This is a genomic window from Microbacterium sp. MMO-113, assembly GCF_037148555.1.
Classification (GTDB): domain Bacteria; phylum Actinomycetota; class Actinomycetes; order Actinomycetales; family Microbacteriaceae; genus Microbacterium.
Map to the genome: position 1 here is coordinate 386,289 of NZ_JBBCTD010000004.1, position 17,422 is coordinate 403,710.

General features: G+C 71.4%; 19 protein-coding genes. 9 read left to right on the forward strand and 10 right to left on the reverse strand.

The window, feature by feature from the left end; all coding sequences use genetic code 11:
- The first annotated feature begins 67 nt into the window (after nucleotides 1-67).
- Together WFJ36_RS15550 and purB are read left to right on the forward strand one after the other, a co-directional pair.
- Nucleotides 68-589 (forward strand): low molecular weight protein-tyrosine-phosphatase, encoded by a 522-nt coding sequence (locus WFJ36_RS15550; RefSeq protein WP_177173839.1) that lies wholly within the window; start codon nucleotides 68-70, stop codon nucleotides 587-589.
- Nucleotides 590-603: 14 nt separating this feature from the next.
- A complete protein-coding gene (purB, locus tag WFJ36_RS15555; RefSeq protein ID WP_336643716.1) occupies nucleotides 604-1,986 on the forward strand; it encodes an adenylosuccinate lyase in 1,383 nt (460 codons plus the stop codon).
- Nucleotides 1,987-1,998: 12 nt separating this feature from the next.
- On the opposite strand, the gene WFJ36_RS15560 is transcribed toward purB, so the two are convergent.
- From WFJ36_RS15560 to WFJ36_RS15570, 3 genes are read right to left on the reverse strand one after another with little or no spacing between them, the layout of a single operon-like run.
- Nucleotides 1,999-3,432 (reverse strand): MFS transporter, encoded by a 1,434-nt coding sequence (locus WFJ36_RS15560; RefSeq protein WP_336643659.1) that lies wholly within the window; start codon nucleotides 3,430-3,432, stop codon nucleotides 1,999-2,001.
- Between the two features lie 49 nt (nucleotides 3,433-3,481).
- A complete protein-coding gene (locus WFJ36_RS15565) occupies nucleotides 3,482-3,841 on the reverse strand; it encodes a hypothetical protein (RefSeq protein ID WP_071329362.1) in 360 nt (119 codons plus the stop codon).
- Entirely contained in the window at nucleotides 3,838-4,488 is a 651-nt protein-coding gene (locus WFJ36_RS15570) for an acyl-CoA synthetase (protein ID WP_071329363.1), read from the reverse strand. The genes WFJ36_RS15565 and WFJ36_RS15570 overlap by 4 nt, the downstream gene beginning before the upstream one ends.
- 290 nt (nucleotides 4,489-4,778) lie before the next feature.
- Here WFJ36_RS15570 and WFJ36_RS15575 point away from each other — a divergent pair, with 290 nt between their 5' ends.
- On the forward strand, nucleotides 4,779-5,705 hold the full coding sequence (locus WFJ36_RS15575) for a hypothetical protein (protein WP_071329364.1): 927 nt from the start codon (nucleotides 4,779-4,781) through the stop codon (nucleotides 5,703-5,705).
- On the opposite strand, the gene WFJ36_RS15580 is transcribed toward WFJ36_RS15575, so the two are convergent.
- Nucleotides 5,693-6,532 carry a sulfurtransferase gene (locus WFJ36_RS15580; protein WP_071329365.1) on the reverse strand — a complete coding sequence of 280 codons (840 nt, stop codon included), beginning with the start codon at nucleotides 6,530-6,532 and terminating at the stop codon, nucleotides 5,693-5,695. The two genes, WFJ36_RS15575 and WFJ36_RS15580, sit on opposite strands and share 13 nt — an antisense overlap.
- 107 nt (nucleotides 6,533-6,639) lie before the next feature.
- Here WFJ36_RS15580 and WFJ36_RS15585 point away from each other — a divergent pair, with 107 nt between their 5' ends.
- The 3 genes from WFJ36_RS15585 (at nucleotide 6,640) to WFJ36_RS15595 (ending at nucleotide 8,191) form a co-directional block, all read left to right on the forward strand.
- Complete coding sequence (locus tag WFJ36_RS15585) at nucleotides 6,640-7,290, forward strand: GTP cyclohydrolase II (RefSeq protein WP_071329366.1); 651 nt, start codon at nucleotides 6,640-6,642, stop codon at nucleotides 7,288-7,290.
- 17 nt (nucleotides 7,291-7,307) lie between these two features.
- Complete coding sequence (locus WFJ36_RS15590; protein WP_336643660.1) at nucleotides 7,308-7,778, forward strand: MarR family winged helix-turn-helix transcriptional regulator; 471 nt, start codon at nucleotides 7,308-7,310, stop codon at nucleotides 7,776-7,778.
- Nucleotides 7,779-7,840: 62 nt separating this feature from the next.
- Entirely contained in the window at nucleotides 7,841-8,191 is a 351-nt protein-coding gene (locus WFJ36_RS15595; RefSeq protein WP_336643661.1) for a helix-turn-helix domain-containing protein, read from the forward strand.
- A gap of 70 nt (nucleotides 8,192-8,261) precedes the next feature.
- Here WFJ36_RS15595 and WFJ36_RS15600 read toward each other — a convergent pair whose 3' ends face one another.
- Nucleotides 8,262-8,864: a ClpP family protease gene (locus WFJ36_RS15600; protein WP_292786774.1), complete on the reverse strand. Its 603-nt coding sequence runs from the start codon at nucleotides 8,862-8,864 to the stop codon at nucleotides 8,262-8,264.
- A complete protein-coding gene (locus tag WFJ36_RS15605; RefSeq protein ID WP_071329370.1) occupies nucleotides 8,861-9,475 on the reverse strand; it encodes a ClpP family protease in 615 nt (204 codons plus the stop codon). The genes WFJ36_RS15600 and WFJ36_RS15605 overlap by 4 nt, the downstream gene beginning before the upstream one ends.
- A gap of 136 nt (nucleotides 9,476-9,611) precedes the next feature.
- Here WFJ36_RS15605 and WFJ36_RS15610 point away from each other — a divergent pair, with 136 nt between their 5' ends.
- Nucleotides 9,612-10,082, forward strand: a complete 471-nt coding sequence (locus WFJ36_RS15610) for an acyl-CoA thioesterase (protein WP_081811533.1) — start codon at nucleotides 9,612-9,614, stop codon at nucleotides 10,080-10,082.
- Between the two features lie 94 nt (nucleotides 10,083-10,176).
- Here the strand turns inward: WFJ36_RS15610 and WFJ36_RS15615 are convergent, their stop codons facing one another.
- A complete protein-coding gene (locus tag WFJ36_RS15615) occupies nucleotides 10,177-11,604 on the reverse strand; it encodes a hypothetical protein (protein WP_336643662.1) in 1,428 nt (475 codons plus the stop codon).
- Nucleotides 11,605-11,754: 150 nt separating this feature from the next.
- The gene (locus WFJ36_RS15620; RefSeq protein WP_336643663.1) at nucleotides 11,755-12,993 is read right to left on the reverse strand and encodes a trans-sulfuration enzyme family protein; all 1,239 of its coding nucleotides are present in this window, start codon (nucleotides 12,991-12,993) and stop codon (nucleotides 11,755-11,757) included.
- Nucleotides 12,994-13,105: 112 nt separating this feature from the next.
- Here WFJ36_RS15620 and WFJ36_RS15625 point away from each other — a divergent pair, with 112 nt between their 5' ends.
- Together WFJ36_RS15625 and WFJ36_RS15630 are read left to right on the forward strand one after the other, a co-directional pair.
- The gene (locus WFJ36_RS15625; protein ID WP_025102769.1) at nucleotides 13,106-13,573 is read left to right on the forward strand and encodes an Lrp/AsnC family transcriptional regulator; all 468 of its coding nucleotides are present in this window, start codon (nucleotides 13,106-13,108) and stop codon (nucleotides 13,571-13,573) included.
- A 42-nt stretch (nucleotides 13,574-13,615) separates the two neighbouring features.
- The gene (locus WFJ36_RS15630) at nucleotides 13,616-15,325 is read left to right on the forward strand and encodes an AMP-binding protein (protein ID WP_336643664.1); all 1,710 of its coding nucleotides are present in this window, start codon (nucleotides 13,616-13,618) and stop codon (nucleotides 15,323-15,325) included.
- A gap of 3 nt (nucleotides 15,326-15,328) precedes the next feature.
- Here WFJ36_RS15630 and WFJ36_RS15635 read toward each other — a convergent pair whose 3' ends face one another.
- On the reverse strand, nucleotides 15,329-15,730 hold the full coding sequence (locus WFJ36_RS15635; protein WP_336643665.1) for a hypothetical protein: 402 nt from the start codon (nucleotides 15,728-15,730) through the stop codon (nucleotides 15,329-15,331).
- A gap of 114 nt (nucleotides 15,731-15,844) precedes the next feature.
- Nucleotides 15,845-17,317: an MATE family efflux transporter gene (locus tag WFJ36_RS15640; RefSeq protein ID WP_025102772.1), complete on the reverse strand. Its 1,473-nt coding sequence runs from the start codon at nucleotides 17,315-17,317 to the stop codon at nucleotides 15,845-15,847.
- Nucleotides 17,318-17,422: the final 105 nt, after the last annotated feature.

Genomic DNA, 17,422 nt, shown 5'->3' on the forward strand with positions numbered 1-17,422 from the left:
AGGGTCGAGGGCCGGCCGCGAACCGGCCCCGCTGTGCAGGAACGGCATCGACCGGCAGAATGGATCCGTGACAGCCCGAGATCCCTTCCGTGTGATCTTCGTCTGCACGGGGAACATCTGCCGCTCTCCGATGGCGGAGGTCGTGTTCCGGGACCTCGCTGAGCGGCAGGGTCTCGGCTCTCAGATCGTCTCGCGCAGCGCGGGCACCGGGGACTGGCACCTCGGAGAGCGCGCCGACCACCGCACCATCGACGCCCTCGCCCGCCGCGGGTACGACGGCTCCCTGCATCGCGCCCGCCAGTTCACCGCCGCCTCCTTCGCCGAGAACGACCTCGTGGTGGCCCTGGACCGCACGCATGAGCGCATCCTCCGCGAATGGGCCAGGGACGAGGATGAGGACGGCAAGGTGACCCTCCTCCTCGCGTTCGACCCGGACGCCTCGACCCATGACGTCCCCGACCCGTACTACGCCGGCCCGGAGATGTTCGATTCGGTGCTCGGTATGATCGAGACGGCGACTCGCGGCTTGTTCCGCCAGCTCGAACCCGCCCTGCGCCTGCCCCGCACGCCCCGAATCCTCGGGGCCTGATCAGGAGGACTCCCCTGACTTTCCAGCCCTCGCTTCCGCCTCAGCCCCTCAGCCCCCTCGACGGCCGTTACCGCGCCGCCGTCACCGGGCTCGCCGACTTCCTCTCCGAGGCCGGGCTCAACCGCGCCAGGGTCGAGGTGGAGGTCGAGTGGCTGATCGCCCTCACCGACCGCTCGCTGTTCGAGACGAGCCCGCTGTCGGACGGCGACAAGGAGCGCCTTCGCGCGCTGTACCGCGACTTCGGGCAGGCCGAGATCGACTGGCTCGCCGAGAAGGAAGCCGTCACGCAGCACGACGTGAAGGCGATCGAGTACCTCGTGCGCGACCGGCTCTCGACGCTCGGCCTCGACCGCATCGCCGAACTCACGCACTTCGCCGCGACGAGCGAGGACATCAACTCCGCGTCCTACGCCCTCACCGTCAAGCGCGCGGTCGAGGAGGTCTGGCTCCCGGCCCTCGACACCGTGATCGCGAAGCTGCGCGAGCTCGCGGTCGAGCACGCCGACGCCGCGATGCTCTCGCGCACGCACGGCCAGCCCGCCACACCCTCGACCATGGGCAAGGAGCTCGCGGTCTTCGCCTGGCGCCTGGAGCGCGTGCGTGCGCAGATCGCCGGCTCCGAGTACCTCGCGAAGTTCTCCGGCGCGACCGGCACGTGGTCCGCCCACCTCGCGGCCGACCCGGACGCCGACTGGCCGACCATCGCCCGCGAGTACATCGAGGGACTGGGCCTGGGCTTCAACCCGCTCACGACGCAGATCGAGTCGCACGACTGGCAGGTCGAGCTCTACGACCGCGTGCGTCACGCCGGCGGGATCCTGCACAACCTCGCGACGGACATCTGGACCTACATCTCGCTCGGCTACTTCGCGCAGATCCCGGTCGCCGGCGCCACCGGCTCGTCGACCATGCCGCACAAGATCAACCCGATCCGCTTCGAGAACGCCGAGGCCAACCTCGAGATCTCGGGCGCCCTGCTCGCGTCGCTGGGCCAGACGCTGGTCACGAGCCGCCTGCAGCGCGACCTCACCGACTCCACGACGCAGCGCAACATCGGCGTCGCGTTCGGGCACTCGCTGCTCGCTCTCGACAACCTGCGCCGCGGCCTGAACGCGATCTCGCTCTCGCGCGATGTGCTGCTCGCCGACCTCGACGTGAACTGGGAGGTGCTGGCCGAGGCGATCCAGACGGTGATCCGCGCCGAGGTCGTCGCCGGCCGGTCGAGCATCCAGGACCCGTACGCGCTCCTCAAGGAACTCACGCGCGGTCACCGGGTCGGCGCCGCCGACCTCGCCGAGTTCGTGGAGGCTCTGGAGATCGGAGACGCGGCCAAGCAGCGCCTCCTCGCGCTGACCCCGGCGACCTACACGGGCATCGCGGAGCGCCTCGCCCGCTGAATCCGGCAGGAGCTAGGAGCCCGACTCCCCGGAGTGCTCCTCGACTCTGTCCTTCGGCATGAACGACGCCGCCAGGAGCGTGAGCACGGCGGTCACCGCGACCGCCACGAACACCCACACCGAGGCGTGGACGATCGTGGTGGGATCATCCGGTCCCGCCCCCTGCGCGATGACCGCGTTCGAGATCGCCCCGAACACCGCCACGCCCACGGCGCTTCCCGCAGACCGTGCGAAGGCGTTCATCCCGGTCACCGCGCCTCGCTCGCCCCAGCCGACCGAGGCCTGCGCAGCGATGAGGGTCGGGGCCGCACTCCACCCGAGTCCGAAGCCGAGGAGGAACGCGATGCCGGCGACGACGTACGGGTTGGGCCAGGAGGCGACGGCGGCGAGCGCGATGGCGGCGACGGTCGTGATGCTCATACCGATGAGCGTGGTGCGTCGGAAGCCGATGCGCAGGTACAGCCGTCCGGCGTTCGCGGCGGCGAGCGGCCAGCCGAGGGTCAGGGCCGCGACCGCGAGACCCGACAGCAGCGGAGCGATGCCGATGGACCCCTCGAGGTAGGCCGGGGCGAAGCTGGTCACTCCGAGCATCAGCGCGCCGATGCCGAGGGAAACCAACGTGGTCGTGAGGATGAGCCGACGGGTCACGAGGCGCAGATCGACGATCGGCTCCGCCACCCGGCGCTCGACGAACCCGAAGGCCACCAGCGCGACCACCCCGATCCCGAAGCAGAGGGCACTCTGCACGGACAGCCAGGCCCAGGCGTTCCCACCCTCCAGCATGCCGAGGATGAGCGCTGTGAGCCCGATGGTCAGCAGCACCGCTCCCCCGTAGTCGATGCTGTGCCGCTGGGTCTGCTTCTGCTCCGTGTAGGTGCGCAGCAGCATCCATCCGGCGATCAGACACAGGGGCACGTTGATCCAGAAGATCCAGCGCCAGGCGTCGAGCTGGGCGAAGATGCCGCCGAGCGCCGGTCCGACGACCGAGGAGATGGCCCACACGCTGGCGACGTATCCCTGCACCTTCGCGCGTTCGGCGACCGTGTAGATGTCACCGACGATGGTCATCGACATCGGCGCGACGGCCCCGGCGCCGATCCCCTGGATGATGCGGAACACGATCAGTGCCGGCATGCTCCAGGCGAAGCCGCAGAGGATGGACCCGAGCAGGAACAGGGCGATGCCGAGCAGGATGATCGGCTTGCGACCCACCGTGTCGGCGAACCGCGAGTAGATCGGCACGCTCACGGCCTGGGCCAGGAGATACACCGAGAACAGCCACGGGAACTGCTGATAGCTGCCGAGGTCGCGCACGATGCTCGGCACCGCGGTGGCGAGGATCGTCGCGTCGATGGCGATGAGGCCGGTGGCGAGCATGAGCGCGCCGAGGATGGGTCCCCGCTCCGACCGGAGTCCGATGGAGGCGCGGTCGACGGAGGCAGTCACTCCAGGGACAAGCGGAACGACCCCACCGATATTCCGCCGGGTGTCTCCGTCAGGACGAGGCGGGGCGTCCCTGCTCGTCGGTGGTGCCGTCGCTCGCAGCGTCGTCCTCCGCGTCGTACAGCACGGGGCGGTCGACGGGCTTGGTGACGTCGGCGGGATCGACGGCGAGCATGAGCATCGCGAGGATCAGGAGGGTCGCGATGAAGGCGCCACCACCCACGACGAGGCTCAGCGCCACCGGGGTGAGGCCCTCATAGGTGCCGTTCGCGATGGCGGTGTTCACGCGGAGGGTGAAGGCGCCGGTGGAAACGAGGGTGACGACCATGGCGAACACGCCGCAGCCGAGCGCGATGCCGAGCAGGTGCAGGGGCCGCAGGATGTCCCGTCGAGTGGGCTTGTCGTCGCTCATCGCTCTCCTCCGTGCTCCACAGGAGCCGCATCGTTCTCGGGGGCGGCAGCGACGTCGTCGGCGTCCGCGCGCTTCGGGGTGAGGCCGGCGATGCCGAGGAAGACCGCGACGATGGCCGCATACCCTCCGAACATCCCCACGCCGAGGATGATGCCGGACAGCTCGAACGTGCCCGCCTTCTCGATCGTGTACTCCTGGACGAAGCCCGACGGGATCAGCAGCAGGACGACGGCGAGGAGCACGCCCAGCGCTCCGACGGTGATCGCGTCGGTGGCGAGCGCTCCCCCGGTGCGGCGGGCGCGGATGCCTGCGAGCAGTTCCAGGCCGCCGCTGAGCACGCCCCAGGTGATGAGCACGATGAAGAACATGTCGTCCGTGCGCCAGGCCGGCACGCCGCCGGCCATGCCGGCGATCGCGCTCACGACCGCGAGGAGGATCGCCGACCAGCGCGACCCCGCCGGGAGGACGAGCCACGCGGCGAGGATGTGCACGAGGGCGGTGACCAGCGCGAAACCGCTGAAGACGGCGAGACCGACCGCCGCGGAGTGATCCGAGGAGAAGGTGATCATCAGGGCGGCGACGGCGGCGAACAGCGCGCGCAGCAATTGCACGTGGCGCATGGTGAACGCGCGAGCAGGGACAGACATGACGGCCAGATCCTCCGGGGTTTCCCTACCAGTCTACGCGGGGCCAGGAGCCGGAAGCGCCCGGGGATGCTCGTGAAGCCCGGCGGATCTCCCCAGATCGATTGCCGGGCTTCACGACATACGCAGCAAGGGGGGCATCACTGCGTCGGGCCGCTGCCGCAGGGTCGGGCACCCTCCCCGCGACATCGCAGCCCCGTGACCCACTTGCTCACCTGGTCCCCTGAGGTGTGCGCGTGCGGTCGTATGCTCACTCTAGAGATGTGTTCTTCACATACCGGGTGGGGGCTGTGATGGGTTTTGGGGACGGCGAGAACAGAGGGGCGACGCCGGATGCGTTCGCCGCGGCACTGCGCGACGCGATCAACGCGAGACCCGTGACGCTGTCGTGGTTGCAGCGGCAGCTCCGCGACCGGGGCAACCGCGTCTCGATGGCCACGCTGAGCTACTGGCGGTCCGGGGCCCGCCGCCCGGAAGGACCGCAGTCGCTCGCCGCTCTCGCCGACATCGAGGATCTGCTGGGCCTCGATACCGGGGCGTTGAGCCGGCTCCTGCGCCCGCATCGCACGGGGCCGCTGGGCCCGCAGGGGTTCCCGCTGGAGCAGGTCGACATGGAGCGGGCGGTCCGTGAGGTCTACGCCGCGCTCGGCGCCGCCTATCCGGACACGTCGCGGGAGCTCACCGTCCACTCGGTCACGGACGTGGACGCCGACGGCGAGGTGTCCTCCTGCCTCACCCGCAGCATCGTGCAGTCCACCACCGGGGTCATCACGGCCATCCCCGTCCTCGACCTCACCCCCGGCGTCCCCGGACCTCCGCCGCTCCTGACGGCCGTGGCGGGCGGACGGGTCACCGCCCGCTACTCCCACCCGAACGGCGAGGCGCACGGTGCGCTGATCGAGCTCGACGAGCCCCTCACGGCCCCGGACACCGCGGTGGTCGAGTGGTCGGTGCAATACGCGCCCGGACATCCCTCGGATCGGGAGACCGGGCACGCCTTGTCCCGCCAGGCGCGGGAGCTGCTCGTGTGGACGCGCTTCCACCCGGATGCCGTGCCGGACTGGTGCGACGAGCTCGTCGAGACCGCCGGGGGCACCGTCGTCACCGCGCTCCCCCGGCCTCGGGGCACGTCGGTGCATCAGGTCCGCCGGGCGTTCGGTCCCGGCGCCCTCGGCCTGCGCTGGGGGTACGGACCTCGCGAGGGTGCTCAGCCCGGCTGATCGCCCGTCGCGACCGGCCGGCCCGGCGTGTTCGACCACTGGCTCCAGGAGCCGGGGAAGACCCTCGCGGGGATGCCCACCTCGTGCAGGACCAGAGCCGTGTGCGCCGCCGTGATGCCGGACCCGCAGTAGGCCGCGACCGGCGTCTCCGCGGTGATCCCGATCTCTGCGAGCGTCGCCCGCACCGTGTCGTGATCGCGGATGCGCCCGCTCTCGTCGAGGTGCCGCGTGGTGGGGAGGTTGCGGGCACCGGGGATGTGGCCGGCGATCGGGTCGAGCGGTTCGGTGTCGCCGCGGTAGCGCTCGGGGGCGCGCACGTCGAGCAGGACCCCGGTCTCCGGGAACGCCGCCGCCTCGTCGATCGAGAGGGCGTCCTGGCCGGGATCCGCGAGCACGACGTCACCGGTCTCCGGCACGACGTCGTCGGTCGCCAGGTCGTATCCGGCCGCGGTCCAGGCGCGCAGCCCGCCGTCGAGCACGCGGACCTCGACCCCCGCCTGCCGCAGCAGCCACCACGCCCGGGCCGCCGCGAGACCCTTGGTGTCGTCGTAGGCCACGACGGCGTCGCCCTGCCGCACGCCCCAGCGCCGGGCCGCCGCCTGCAGGGTCTCCGTCGACGGGAGCGGGTGCCGCCCCTCGATGGGCGCTCCGGGCGTGGAGAGCTCCTGATCCAACGACGCGAACACGGCGCCGGGGATGTGACCCGAGCGGTAGTCGCCCGGGCCCGCCTCGGGACGATCGAGGCGCCAGCGCACGTCGACGACCCGGATCCGGGCGCCGCCGTCGAGGAGGTCGTGGAGTTCGGTCGCGGAGACGAAGTGACTCATGGTGCGAGGCTACCGAGTGCGCGACGCCGCGCGTGGCGTCGCCGTCACGGACGGACACGGTTCTCGCTGCCCGGGAATAGCCACGCGTCCCCGGTGTTTCTCCTCACATGATTGAAACTTCAACGGTCGCCGCGGAGCGCACCCGCGTGCGGGTGCCCCTGCGCTTCGCGGACGGCTTCACCACGACGGCCGACGTGGTGACCTTCGATGGACTCGTGGACGGACGCGAGCATCTGCTGCTCGGCCTCGGTGACTGGCAGGCCGCCCTCGCCCGCTCCGCCGGCGGTGGGGATGACCCTCTCGTCCGCCCGCACAGCGAGTGCCTCACGGGAGACGTGTTCGGCTCCGAGCGCTGCGACTGCGGACCGCAGCTGCGGGAGGCCGTCGAGCGGATCGCCGCCGAGGGCGGCTTCCTGCTCTATCTGCGGCAGGAAGGCCGCGGCATCGGGCTCTACGCCAAGCTCGACGCGTACGCCCTGCAGGATGCGGGCCTGGACACCTACGAGGCGAACGTGGCCCTCGGGCGCGGCGAGGACGAGCGGGACTACACCGTCGCGGCGCAGATGCTGCGCGCGCTGGGCGTGGACCGCATCCGTCTGCTCAGCAACAACCCCGACAAGGCCGCACAGCTCGACGCCCTCGGCATCCACGTCACCGAGCGGGTGCGCACCGAGGTGCACCTGTCCGAGGCGAACTCGCGCTACCTCCAGGCGAAGCGCGACCACACGGCGCACACGATCGACCTGACCGCGGCGTGACCTCCGAGGAGCACGATATGAGCGAGACGCGGCACCCGCGGCGACTCGACGACGACGAGCTCGCGACGTGGCTCCCGATCATCCGGTTCGTCCAGCTGCTGCCCCAGGTCCTCGACCGGGCGCTGAAGGACGAGGTGGGCCTGAACCACGCCCGCTACGCGATCCTCGTCACGCTGGCCGGTCAGGGGGCGGACGCCATCACCATGAGCGAGCTCGCGCGCATCGCGGGACTCAGCCGGTCGCGGCTGAGCCACGCCCTGGACTCCCTGGAGGAGCGCGGGTGGGTGGAGCGGACGTCGTGCAGCACGGACAAGCGCACCCTCTCCGCGACGCTGACCCCGGAGGGCCGGGAGATGCTCCGGGCAGCCGCGCCCGTCCACGTGGCCCAGATCCGCGAGCTCATCCTCGACCCGCTGTCCGCGGAGGACCGGCAGCGGCTGCAGGACATCCTGGGCGCGCTGCTGCCGGGCGTCACGGCGGCGCTGTGAGCCGCGTTCTGCTCTGAGCAGAACCTCTCGATCGCCGCACAGGCTGCGGCCTATCGTGAGGCATGGCCGACATCGTCCCGTTCCCCCTCGCCCCGCATCCCGTCCGTCCGCCGTCGAACGGCCCCGAGCCGCTGTGGCGTGACCTGCTCGGGGATCAGCTCCGGCGGCGGCGTCATGACCGCGGGGAGACGCTCAGCGAGACCGCGGAGAAGGCCGGGGTCTCGCCGCAGTACCTCTCCGAGGTCGAGCGCGGTCGGAAGGAGCCGTCCAGCGAGATGATCGCCGCGATCGCCGGGGCCCTGGATGCCACTCTCGTGGAGCTCACGAGCGCGGTCGCCGAGGAGCTTCGTCAGGTCACCCCCGCTGCGGCGGCGGTGTCGGCCTCCCGCGGCGCCTTCGCCCTGGCCGCCTGACCCGTTTCACCTGCACGACCGGTCCCCGGGTGCACGACGGAACCCGGGGACCCGTCGTGCACCCGTCACCTCATCGTGCCTCCGGATCACGGGGACCGAGCACGGTGTCGATGAGGCCGTAGTCGAGGGCGGCGGCGGCGGTGAAGACCCGGTCCCGGTCGGTGTCGGCACGGAGCTCCGCGAGGGAGCGGCCGGTGTGCCGACCCAGGATCGTCTCCATGTCCGCGCGCACCCGCACGACCTCGTCGGCCGCGAGGATGAGGTCCGGGATGGCTCCGCGCGACTGACCGGCCGGCTGATGCAGCACGATGCGCGCGTGGGCGAGGGCCGCCCGCTCCCCCGGCGCTCCCGCCGCGACGAGGAGCGCCGCCGGACCGATGGCCTGCCCGACGCACGTCGTCGCGATCCGCGGACGGATGTGCTGCATGGTGTCGTAGATCGCCAGCGCGGCACCGGGATCGCCGCCCTCGCTGTTGATGTAGAACTGCACGCCGGTCTCCGGGCCGTCCGCGTCGAGGTGCAGGAGCTGCGCGATGAGGGCGTTGGCCACCCCCGCGTCGATGCCGGTGCCGAGATAGATGACGCGCTCGGCGAGCAGATGCGAGTACACGTCCATGACCCGCTCCCCCCGAGGATGCTGGGCGATGACGTTCGGGATCGTGTAGCCGCTCATGCGTCCGCCCCCAGTCCCACCCGCGCACGACGGCGCGGCATGATCTCCGCCGTCGACCGCACGATCTCGTCGACGAACCCGTAGTCCTGCGCCTCGGCCGCCGTGTACCAGCGGTCGTGCAGGGAGTCCTCGAAGATCCGGGCGACGGGCTGACCGGTGTCGTCGGCGATGAGGCCGAGGACCGTGTCGCGCATGTGCCGGAGGTCGTCGGCCTGCGCCTCGATCTCCACCGCCGAGCCGCCGATCCCCGCCGAGCCCTGGTGCATCAGTATCCGGGCGTGCGGGAGAGCGCGCCGCTTGCCCTTCGTCCCCGCGGAGAGCAGGAACTGCCCGGCGCTGCAGGCGAGACCGAGGGCGAGGGTGGAGACGTCGTTCGGGATGAGGTGCATGAGGTCGCGGATCGCCAGCATCGACGGCACGGACCCGCCGGGCGAGTGGATCCAGAGGGCGATGTCGGCCGCCGGATCCTCGGCGGAGAGGCCGAGGAGCTGCGTCATCAGGAGAGTGCCGTTGTCGTCGTCGAGGGCGCCGTCGAGGACGAGCACCCGTTCGTGGAACAGGGCGCGCCGGGCCTCGGGGCCGAACTGCGGGAGGGGCTTTTCTTCGCTCATGTCCCTAGCCTCCGGCTCCGGCTGCGGCCGCGGAGGCGAATCCGCTCGGAGCAGATCCGCTCTGGGCGGCGGCGTGTGCACCCGCCGGAAAACGCGACGTAACACCGCCGACGCACGACCCGCCTAGCCTCGGGGCATGGCGAAACAGAAAGCACCCGCATGGCAGTCCGAGGACGGCCTGAACTTCCGCACCCGCAAGTGGGTGCGCCCGGAAGACCTCAACGCGAACGGCACGCTGTTCGGCGGAAGCCTGCTGAAGTGGATCGACGAGGAGGCCGCGATCTACGCGATCGTGCAGCTCGGCAACTACCGCGTCGTCACCCGGCACATCTCCGCGATCACGTTCGAGGCGTCGGCGGTGCAGGGCGACCTCATCGAGATCGGGCTGCAGGCCACCCGATTCGGCACCACGTCGCTCACCATGCGGGCCGTCGCGCGCAACATGATCACCCGCAAGCGCATCCTCACCATCGACGAGATCGTGTTCGTCAGCATCGGCGAGGACGGTCTGCCCACTCCGCACGGCTACGACGAGATCACCTACGATCGCGACCGCATGCCCACCGAGCGCATCGCCACCGGCACGATCCCCCTCCCGAAGCGCTGACCTTCACTCGCCGACCCACCCCCTTGCGGGCGACCCACCCCCGAAAGTGACGTACTTTCGGGGGTGGGTCGCACGGAAGGGGGTGGGTCGACGGTCAGGCGAGGGCGAGGACCGCGCGACGGTGGGAGACGCGGTGGCCGATCCAGAAGCCGACCGCGATCAGGCCGACGAGACCGATCCCGAGTATCCACGGGAGCAGGGACGGCGCGGCGCCCGCCGTGGCCGTCGCGAGCGTGCCGGAGCCGTCGGCGATGCGCCCGTTGCCTGCCGCGAGATCGGCGGCACCCGCGTCGAGTTTCGCGCTTCCGGTCGCGAGGGTGCCGGAGCCCTCGGCGACCGCGTCGGCGCCGGTACGGAGTTCCGTCATGCCGGACCGGAGGTCGCCGGCACCCGACTGCAGCGCGCCGACGCCCGTGGCCAGAGACCCGGCGCCCTCGTCGAGCCGCGCCGCGCCGGCGCTCAGCTCCGCGGTGCCGGAGTACAGCGACGATGCTCCGGTCGAGAGGGTCTGCAGCCCGGACGAGAGATCCGCCGCGCCCGCCGCGAGCCGGGAGGTGCCGTCCTGCAGCGTCTGCGCTCCGGCGACCAGGGCGGGAGCGCCCTTCGGGGAGACCAGCGCCGCGGTCCCCGGCCAGCCCTTCGAGGGGTCCCCGTTGATGAGCGCGCCGACGCCTGCCGTGACGCGAGCGGAGCCGTCGGCGGCGCCGATGAGTCCCTGTGCGAGGCCCGGAGCAGCCGCGGCGGGGGCCGCCAGCGCGCCGACCTGCTTCTCGACGCCGGCGGCGAGCGCCGCGAGCTGCTGGAGCTGCACATCGGCAGGGTTCGCGGAGAGGAGTCCCTGCAGACCGGCGGCGAGCGTCCGCGCATTGCCGGGAGCGTTCGTGGCGACGCCCGTCAGCAGCGTCTGCGTGTCCGGATGGGCGAGCTTCTGCACATCGGCGCTCACTCCGGCGCGCAGCGTGGTGCTCAGCGTCGTCGCGCCCTCGAGCACGCCGTTCGCGTACCGGTGTGCGCCGTCGACACCGGCGGCGAGAGTGGTCGCGCCGTCGACGAGCTGTCGGGCTCCGGCATCTGCCGCCGCCATCTTGGCCGCGAGCTCCTGCGACCCGGCGAGCGCCGTCTGCGCTCCACCGCTCACCCGTCCGGCACCGTCGAGAGCGGTGGCGGCTCCCGCCGCGAGAGTTCCGGCGCCCTCGGCGAGTGTCGTGGCGCCCGCGGCGGCCGTCGTCGCCCCGTCGCTCAGCTTCTCGGAACCCTGCTGCGCCGTCGCGGTGCCTGCCGCCAGATCCTGCGTGCCCGCGGCCAACTCGTCGGCTCCCGCGGCGAGGTCGGCGGCACCCGCGGCGAGGTCCGAGGATCCCCCCTGCGCGGTGGTCGTGCCGTCCGCGAGCTCCGAGGCGCCCGCGGACACCTTGCTCATCGTGGCGAAGAACAACAGCACCATCGCCGCCAGCAGAAGGCTGAGGACGGTCACGGCGATGCGCATGCCGAGGCCGTGCGCGTGGGTTTTTTCACTCGTCATTGAGGACTCCCGAGGTCAGTGGCGTCGTTGCCAACCGCGACTGTAGGCCCCGCCCTGTCCACCACCCCCGGTTTTGCCGTCAGGTACCAAGTCCCACCTCAGACGATACTCAGTTTCTTGTCGCTCTCACACAATCGCCGACCCGGCCCCCTACGTACGAGCCACCCCCACATGTGACGCACTTTCCGGGGTGGGAGGCACGGAAAGGGGTGGGTCGGCGAGAGTGGCGAAGGCGTTCGCGAGGTCGGCGAGGAGATCGTCGACGTCCTCGAGGCCGATGGACAGGCGCAGGACGTCGGCAGCGGGACGCGCCTCCGCGGGGACCGGGCGGTGCGTGAGCGCGGCGGGGTGCTGGATGAGGGAGTCGACGCCTCCGAGCGACACGGCGTGCGTGAAGAGGCGGGTCGCCCCGGCCACCGCTGCGGCCGCTGCATAGCCGCCGCGCAGCCGCAGGGCGATCATCGCCCCCGGCCCGCGGAGCTGCCGTTCCAGGATGCCGCGCGGATCCCCGTCGAGCCCGGGATAGAAGACCTCGGCGACCTCGGGCCGATCGACCAGCCACTTCACGATGCGACGAGCGCTCTCCTGCTGGTGCCGCACGCGGACCGGCAGGGTCGTGAGACCGCGGTGCAGCAGGTACGCGCCGAGCGGGTGCAGGAGCCCCCCGGTCACCGCACGCACGCGACGCAGCGCCTCCGCGGTCCTCTCGTCACAGGCGACGACGCCGGCGATGACATCACCGTGGCCGCCGAGGTATTTGGTGGCGCTGTGCAGCGACATCGCCGCGCCGTGATCGATCGGGTTCTGCAGCACGGGGGTCGCGAACGTGTTGTCGACCACGACCGGCACGCTCCCCGCCTTCCGCACGACCTCGGCGATGTCCGCGACCTGGAGGGTCGGGTTCGCCGGCGTCTCCACGACGACGAGTCCGGTGTCGGGCCGGAGGGCGGCGGCGACCTCATCGGGCCCGCAGTACGTCGTCTCCACACCGAGCAGCCCGGACCCCAGCAGGTGGTCGGTCCCTCCGTAGAGCGGACGCACCGCGACGACGTGCCGCGCCCCCGTGGCACCGGTGTGCGCGAGGATCACGGCGGTCATGGCCGCCATCCCGGAACCGAACGCGACGGCGGCTTCGGCGTGCTCGAGCTCGGCGAGGGCGTCCTCGAAGCGCGCGACCGTCGGATTCCAGAGGCGGGCGTAGACCATGCTGCCGTCCTGCGGCGGCCGCCCCCCGGTGGCCATCGCCTCGTACGAGTCGCCGCCGCGCTCGACGTCGGGCAGCGGATTCGTCGTGGAGAGGTCGATCGGCAGCGCGTGGACCCCGAGTGCCTCGAGGTCGGCACGGCCGCTGTGGACGGCGACGGTGTCGGGATGCAGCGGTGCAGTCATCCCTCCACGCTGGCCGAATCGCGACGTTTCCGCAGATCATCGACAGAACACGTCATGAAGTCGAGGATCCCCGCTATTCTCTGCAACATCAGATGGCAGCAAGGAGGGCACGTTGGCGAAAGCGCAACTCGACGAGATCGACCTGGAGCTGCTCGCCGCCCTGAGCCGCGACGCTGCCGTCACCAACAAGGCTCTGGCCCACCGCCTCGGACTCGCGGAGTCCACCTGCGCCCACCGGATCCGCGGCCTGCGAGAGCGGGGAGTCATCCGCGACACGCGCGTCCGCCTCGACGGCTCCGCGCTCGGCTACCCCCTGCAGGCGATCATCAAGGTCCGCCTCGCGCATCACACCGGACCCAAGGTCACGGCGCTCTTCGACGCGCTCGTCGCGATCCCCCGCGTGCTCCAGGTGTTCCACGTGGCCGGCGTCGACGACTTCCTCGTGCACGTGGCCGTCCAGGACGCGACCGCTCTGCGCGACATCGTGCTCGAGCACATCACCGTCCACCCCGTCGTCCGCGGCACCGAGACCCAGCTCGTATTCGAACTCCGCGACGGCACGGGTTTCCTCCCCCGCTGAACGAGGGGGCAGGATGGAGGGACGCCGTTGCAAAGGAGCACCATGAGCCGTCGTGCCACCCCCGCCACCGAAGCGATCCGCGGGATGAGGGACCTCCTCTTCACGCACGCCACGGACTACGACGCCGCACGCCGCGAGTTCGCCTGGCCGGACCTGACCGCCTTCAACTTCGCGCTCGAGTGGTTCGACGTCATCGCGGGGGAGAACCCCGACCGTCCGGCCGTGCAGATCGTCGAGGCCGACCTCAGCCTCCGCTCCTGGACGTACGGCGAGCTCTCCGCCCGCTCCGACCAGGTCGCCGCCTGGTTGCGCGACCTCGGCATCGGCCGCGGCGACCACGTGATCGTCATGCTCAACAACACGATCGAGCTGTGGGAGGTGATGCTCGCGATCACGAAGCTGGGCGCGGTGTCGATCCCGACCTCGACACTGCTGTCGGCCTCCGACCTCGCGTACCGCATCGAACACGGCCGCGCCGGCGCCGTCGTCACCCTCGGCAGCCTGGCCGACCGCCTCGAGGGGATCGACCCCGCGGTGCTGCGCATCGGCGTGGGTGCGTCGTCACCTGCCGACTGGAAGCGGTTCGCGGATGCCGCCACCACCACGGGGGAGTTCGTCCCGGACGGCCCGACGCCCGCCGGCGACACGGCCCTGCTGTACTTCACCTCCGGCACGACGAACCGCCCGAAGCTCGTGCAGCACACCCACGTCTCCTACCCGGTCGGCCACCTCTCCACGATGTGGTGGCTCGGCGTACGCCCGGACGACGTGCACCTCAACATCTCCTCCCCCGGGTGGGCCAAGCACGCCTGGTCGAGCTTCTACTCGCCGTTCCTGGCCGAGGCGACGGTGTTCGTCTACAACTACGACCGCTTCGACGCGAACACGCTCATGGAGGTCATGGACACCCACCACGTCTCGACGTTCTGCGCCCCGCCCACGGTCTGGCGCATGCTCCTCCAGGCCGACCTCTCGCGGCTCGCGCACCCTCCGCGCGAGCTCGTCGGCGCCGGCGAACCGCTGAACCCCGAGGTCATCGACCGGGTGCGCGAGGCGTGGGGCGGCACGATCCGCGACGGCTTCGGCCAGACCGAGATGACGGCCTGCATCGGCAACTCCCCCGGGCAGACGGTCAAGGTCGGGTCGATGGGCCGTCCGCTGCCCGGCTACCCGGTCGTGCTGCTCGACCCGTCGACGGGCGCGGTCGTGGAGGACGAGGGCGAGATCGCGCTCGACCTCGCGCAGCCGCCGCTCGGCCTCATGGCGGGGTACTACGACGATCCGGAGAAGACCGCGGAGTCGCGGGCCGGAGGCTTCCACCACACCGGGGACATCGCCGTGCGCGACGCCGACGGCTACCTGACCTACATCGGACGCTCCGACGACGTGTTCAAGGCCTCCGACTACAAGATCTCGCCGTTCGAGCTCGAGTCCGTGCTGCTGGAGCACGACCTCGTCGTCGAAGCAGCCGTCATCCCCAGCCCCGACCCCACGCGCCTGGCGGTCCCGAAGGCGTACGTGTGCCTGACGCCGGACGCGGGCGCGGACGAGGCGGCCGCCGCGCGCGCCGTGTTCGGCTACGCGCACGAACGGCTCTCCTCGCACCTGTGGGTGCGGATCATCGAGTTCGTGCCCGAGCTGCCGAAGACGATCTCCGGGAAGATCCGCCGCGTCGAGCTGCGGGCGCGCGAGAGCGCCCGCGTGGCCGCGGGCGACGAGGCGCGGCAGCACCGCGACCGCGACTACCGCTGAGCGCTAGGAGACGACGGCGACCGGCGCCGTGGGCGTCGCGGTCGAGCCGGTCTTGAGCGTGGCCGTCGTCGTGGTCGCCGGCGCCGGCTTCACGCGCGCGGCCCGGCGTCGCGACTCGAAGCCGCCGGCCGTGAGCATCGCGCGCACGACCCCGCCGATCACGAGCATGCCCGCGAGCGACGCGCCCGCCGCGATCAGCGGAAGCCACTGGTTCGCGAAGCTCGCGGTGAAGCTCATCAGCGCGCACACGATCCACAGTCCGACCGCGCCGCCCGCGAGCCCCCCGGCTCCGCGGATGATCGCGATCGCGGCCACGATCGCGCAGACCGCGGCCAGCGCCGCGCCCACGTATCCGATCGGTACCAGAATGGCGGCCAGGTCTCTGGCCACTCCCAATGTCGTCATGACGACCCCCCGTCCGGCGGAACCCCTCCGCACCTTCGACACTAGAAGTGTCTCTCCGGAAGGCCATCCGTCTCAAGTCCGATCCGGGTCATCCTTCCGGTGGATATCCGCGGATCAGCGCCGGACCGGCCACCGCAGTCGCCGCGGGCGCACGACGCGGACGGGGCGGGTGACGACCGCGTCGACCACCATCGAGCCGTCGGTGGGGCCGACGATCGCGATCGCGGAGGTCTCGGTGGCCTCGGCCGGGGCCACCGGCTGGGTCGCGAGCGCGCGATGCGCCTTGACGTAGGCCGGCACGAGGAGCACGATCGCCCCCACCCAGGCGAGCGGGTTGCTGAGGGCCACGCCGTCGAACCCGATCATCGCCCCGAGGACCACCGCGGCGACGACGCGCATCACGAGTTCGATCACGCCGGTGACCGTCGGCACCAGCGTGTGGCCGAGTCCCTGCAGCGCGCCGCGGAGCACGAAGAGCATGCCGAGCGCCCAGTAGCCGCAGCCGTTGATGATGAGCATGCGGTGCGCCATGTCGACGACGTCGTCCGAACCGTCACCGACGAACAGCCGGACCATCGGCGCGCCGAACGCGATGAGCAGCCCGCCGAGGACGATCGCCGCGGCGACCGCCATCCAGGTGGCCTCGACCACACCGCGCCGGATGCGGTCGGGGCGGCGGCCACCGTGGTTCTGGGCCGCGTACATCGACACGGCGAGCCCGAGCGAGGAGAGCAGGGCGACCGCCAGGCTGTCCACGCGGGACGCCGTCGTGTAGGCCGCGACCGCGTCGGCGCCGAGCGTGTTGAGGGCGACCTGCACCGTGAGGGTCCCGATCGCGATGATCGAGGCCTGGAAGCCCATGGGGAGGCCGAGGCGCAGGTGGTCGGCGATGTCCGTGCGGGAGATGCGCCAGTCGGAGCGCCGCAGGTGCAGCATGGGCAGCCGCCGGCGCACGAACTCCAGGCACAGGATCACGGAGACGGCCTGTGCGACCACGGTGGCGAGCGCGGCACCCGCGACGCCCCACTCCAGCGGACCGACCATGAGCACGACGAGGCCGACGTTGAGCGCGCAGGAGACCGTGAGGAACACGAGCGGGGTCTTCGAGTCGCCGATGGCGCGGATGATGGCGGAGAGGTAGTTGAAGAACATCGTCGCGCCCGCGCCGAGGAAGCTGATCTGCGTGAACACCGTCGCCTCGGCCATGAGCTCGGGCGGCGTCTGCAGCAGCGCCAGGATCGGGCCGGCGATGAGGGGGGCGACCACCGTGAGGACGACGCTCGTGATGCCGCTGAGGAGCACACCCGTCGCGACCGAGCGGCGCACGGCGGCGTCGTCGCGCGCACCGAAGGCCTGGGCGATGGGGATGGCGAAGCCGCTCGTCAGCCCCCAGGCGAAGCCGAGGAGCAGGAAGAGCAGGCTGCCCGTCGCGCCGACGGCGGCGAGGGACTGGACGCCGAGGTGGCGTCCGACGACGATCGCGTCGGCGAACTGATAGAGCTGCTGCACGACGTTGCCGAGCAGGAGCGGGATCGAGAACGCGAGGATGACGCGCCACGGACGGCCCGTGGTGAGGGTGGTGGCCATGAAGGAAGGGGCTCGCAGGGAAGGAGGGGATGGATCGAGGGTGCGCCCAGTTTATCGAATCGTTTCGGGCGAACGGAACACCTCGAGCCGGATTGCCGTCGCGGG

Bases quoted from the DNA above. Each gene is read 5' to 3' on its own strand.
- WFJ36_RS15565 (WP_071329362.1), bottom strand. From the start codon at position 3,841: ATGAGCGACGACAAGCCCACTCGACGGGACATCCTGCGGCCCCTGCAC.
- WFJ36_RS15570 (WP_071329363.1), bottom strand. From the start codon at position 4,488: ATGTCTGTCCCTGCTCGCGCGTTCACCATGCGCCACGTGCAATTGCTG.
- WFJ36_RS15575 (WP_071329364.1), top strand. From the start codon at position 4,779: ATGGGTTTTGGGGACGGCGAGAACAGAGGGGCGACGCCGGATGCGTTC.
- WFJ36_RS15580 (WP_071329365.1), bottom strand. From the start codon at position 6,532: ATGAGTCACTTCGTCTCCGCGACCGAACTCCACGACCTCCTCGACGGC.
- WFJ36_RS15585 (WP_071329366.1), top strand. From the start codon at position 6,640: ATGATTGAAACTTCAACGGTCGCCGCGGAGCGCACCCGCGTGCGGGTG.
- WFJ36_RS15590 (WP_336643660.1), top strand. From the start codon at position 7,308: ATGAGCGAGACGCGGCACCCGCGGCGACTCGACGACGACGAGCTCGCG.
- WFJ36_RS15595 (WP_336643661.1), top strand. From the start codon at position 7,841: ATGGCCGACATCGTCCCGTTCCCCCTCGCCCCGCATCCCGTCCGTCCG.
- WFJ36_RS15600 (WP_292786774.1), bottom strand. From the start codon at position 8,864: ATGAGCGGCTACACGATCCCGAACGTCATCGCCCAGCATCCTCGGGGG.
- WFJ36_RS15605 (WP_071329370.1), bottom strand. From the start codon at position 9,475: ATGAGCGAAGAAAAGCCCCTCCCGCAGTTCGGCCCCGAGGCCCGGCGC.
- WFJ36_RS15610 (WP_081811533.1), top strand. From the start codon at position 9,612: ATGGCGAAACAGAAAGCACCCGCATGGCAGTCCGAGGACGGCCTGAAC.
- WFJ36_RS15615 (WP_336643662.1), bottom strand. From the start codon at position 11,604: ATGACGAGTGAAAAAACCCACGCGCACGGCCTCGGCATGCGCATCGCC.
- WFJ36_RS15620 (WP_336643663.1), bottom strand. From the start codon at position 12,993: ATGACTGCACCGCTGCATCCCGACACCGTCGCCGTCCACAGCGGCCGT.
- WFJ36_RS15630 (WP_336643664.1), top strand. From the start codon at position 13,616: ATGAGCCGTCGTGCCACCCCCGCCACCGAAGCGATCCGCGGGATGAGG.
- WFJ36_RS15635 (WP_336643665.1), bottom strand. From the start codon at position 15,730: ATGACGACATTGGGAGTGGCCAGAGACCTGGCCGCCATTCTGGTACCG.
- WFJ36_RS15640 (WP_025102772.1), bottom strand. From the start codon at position 17,317: ATGGCCACCACCCTCACCACGGGCCGTCCGTGGCGCGTCATCCTCGCG.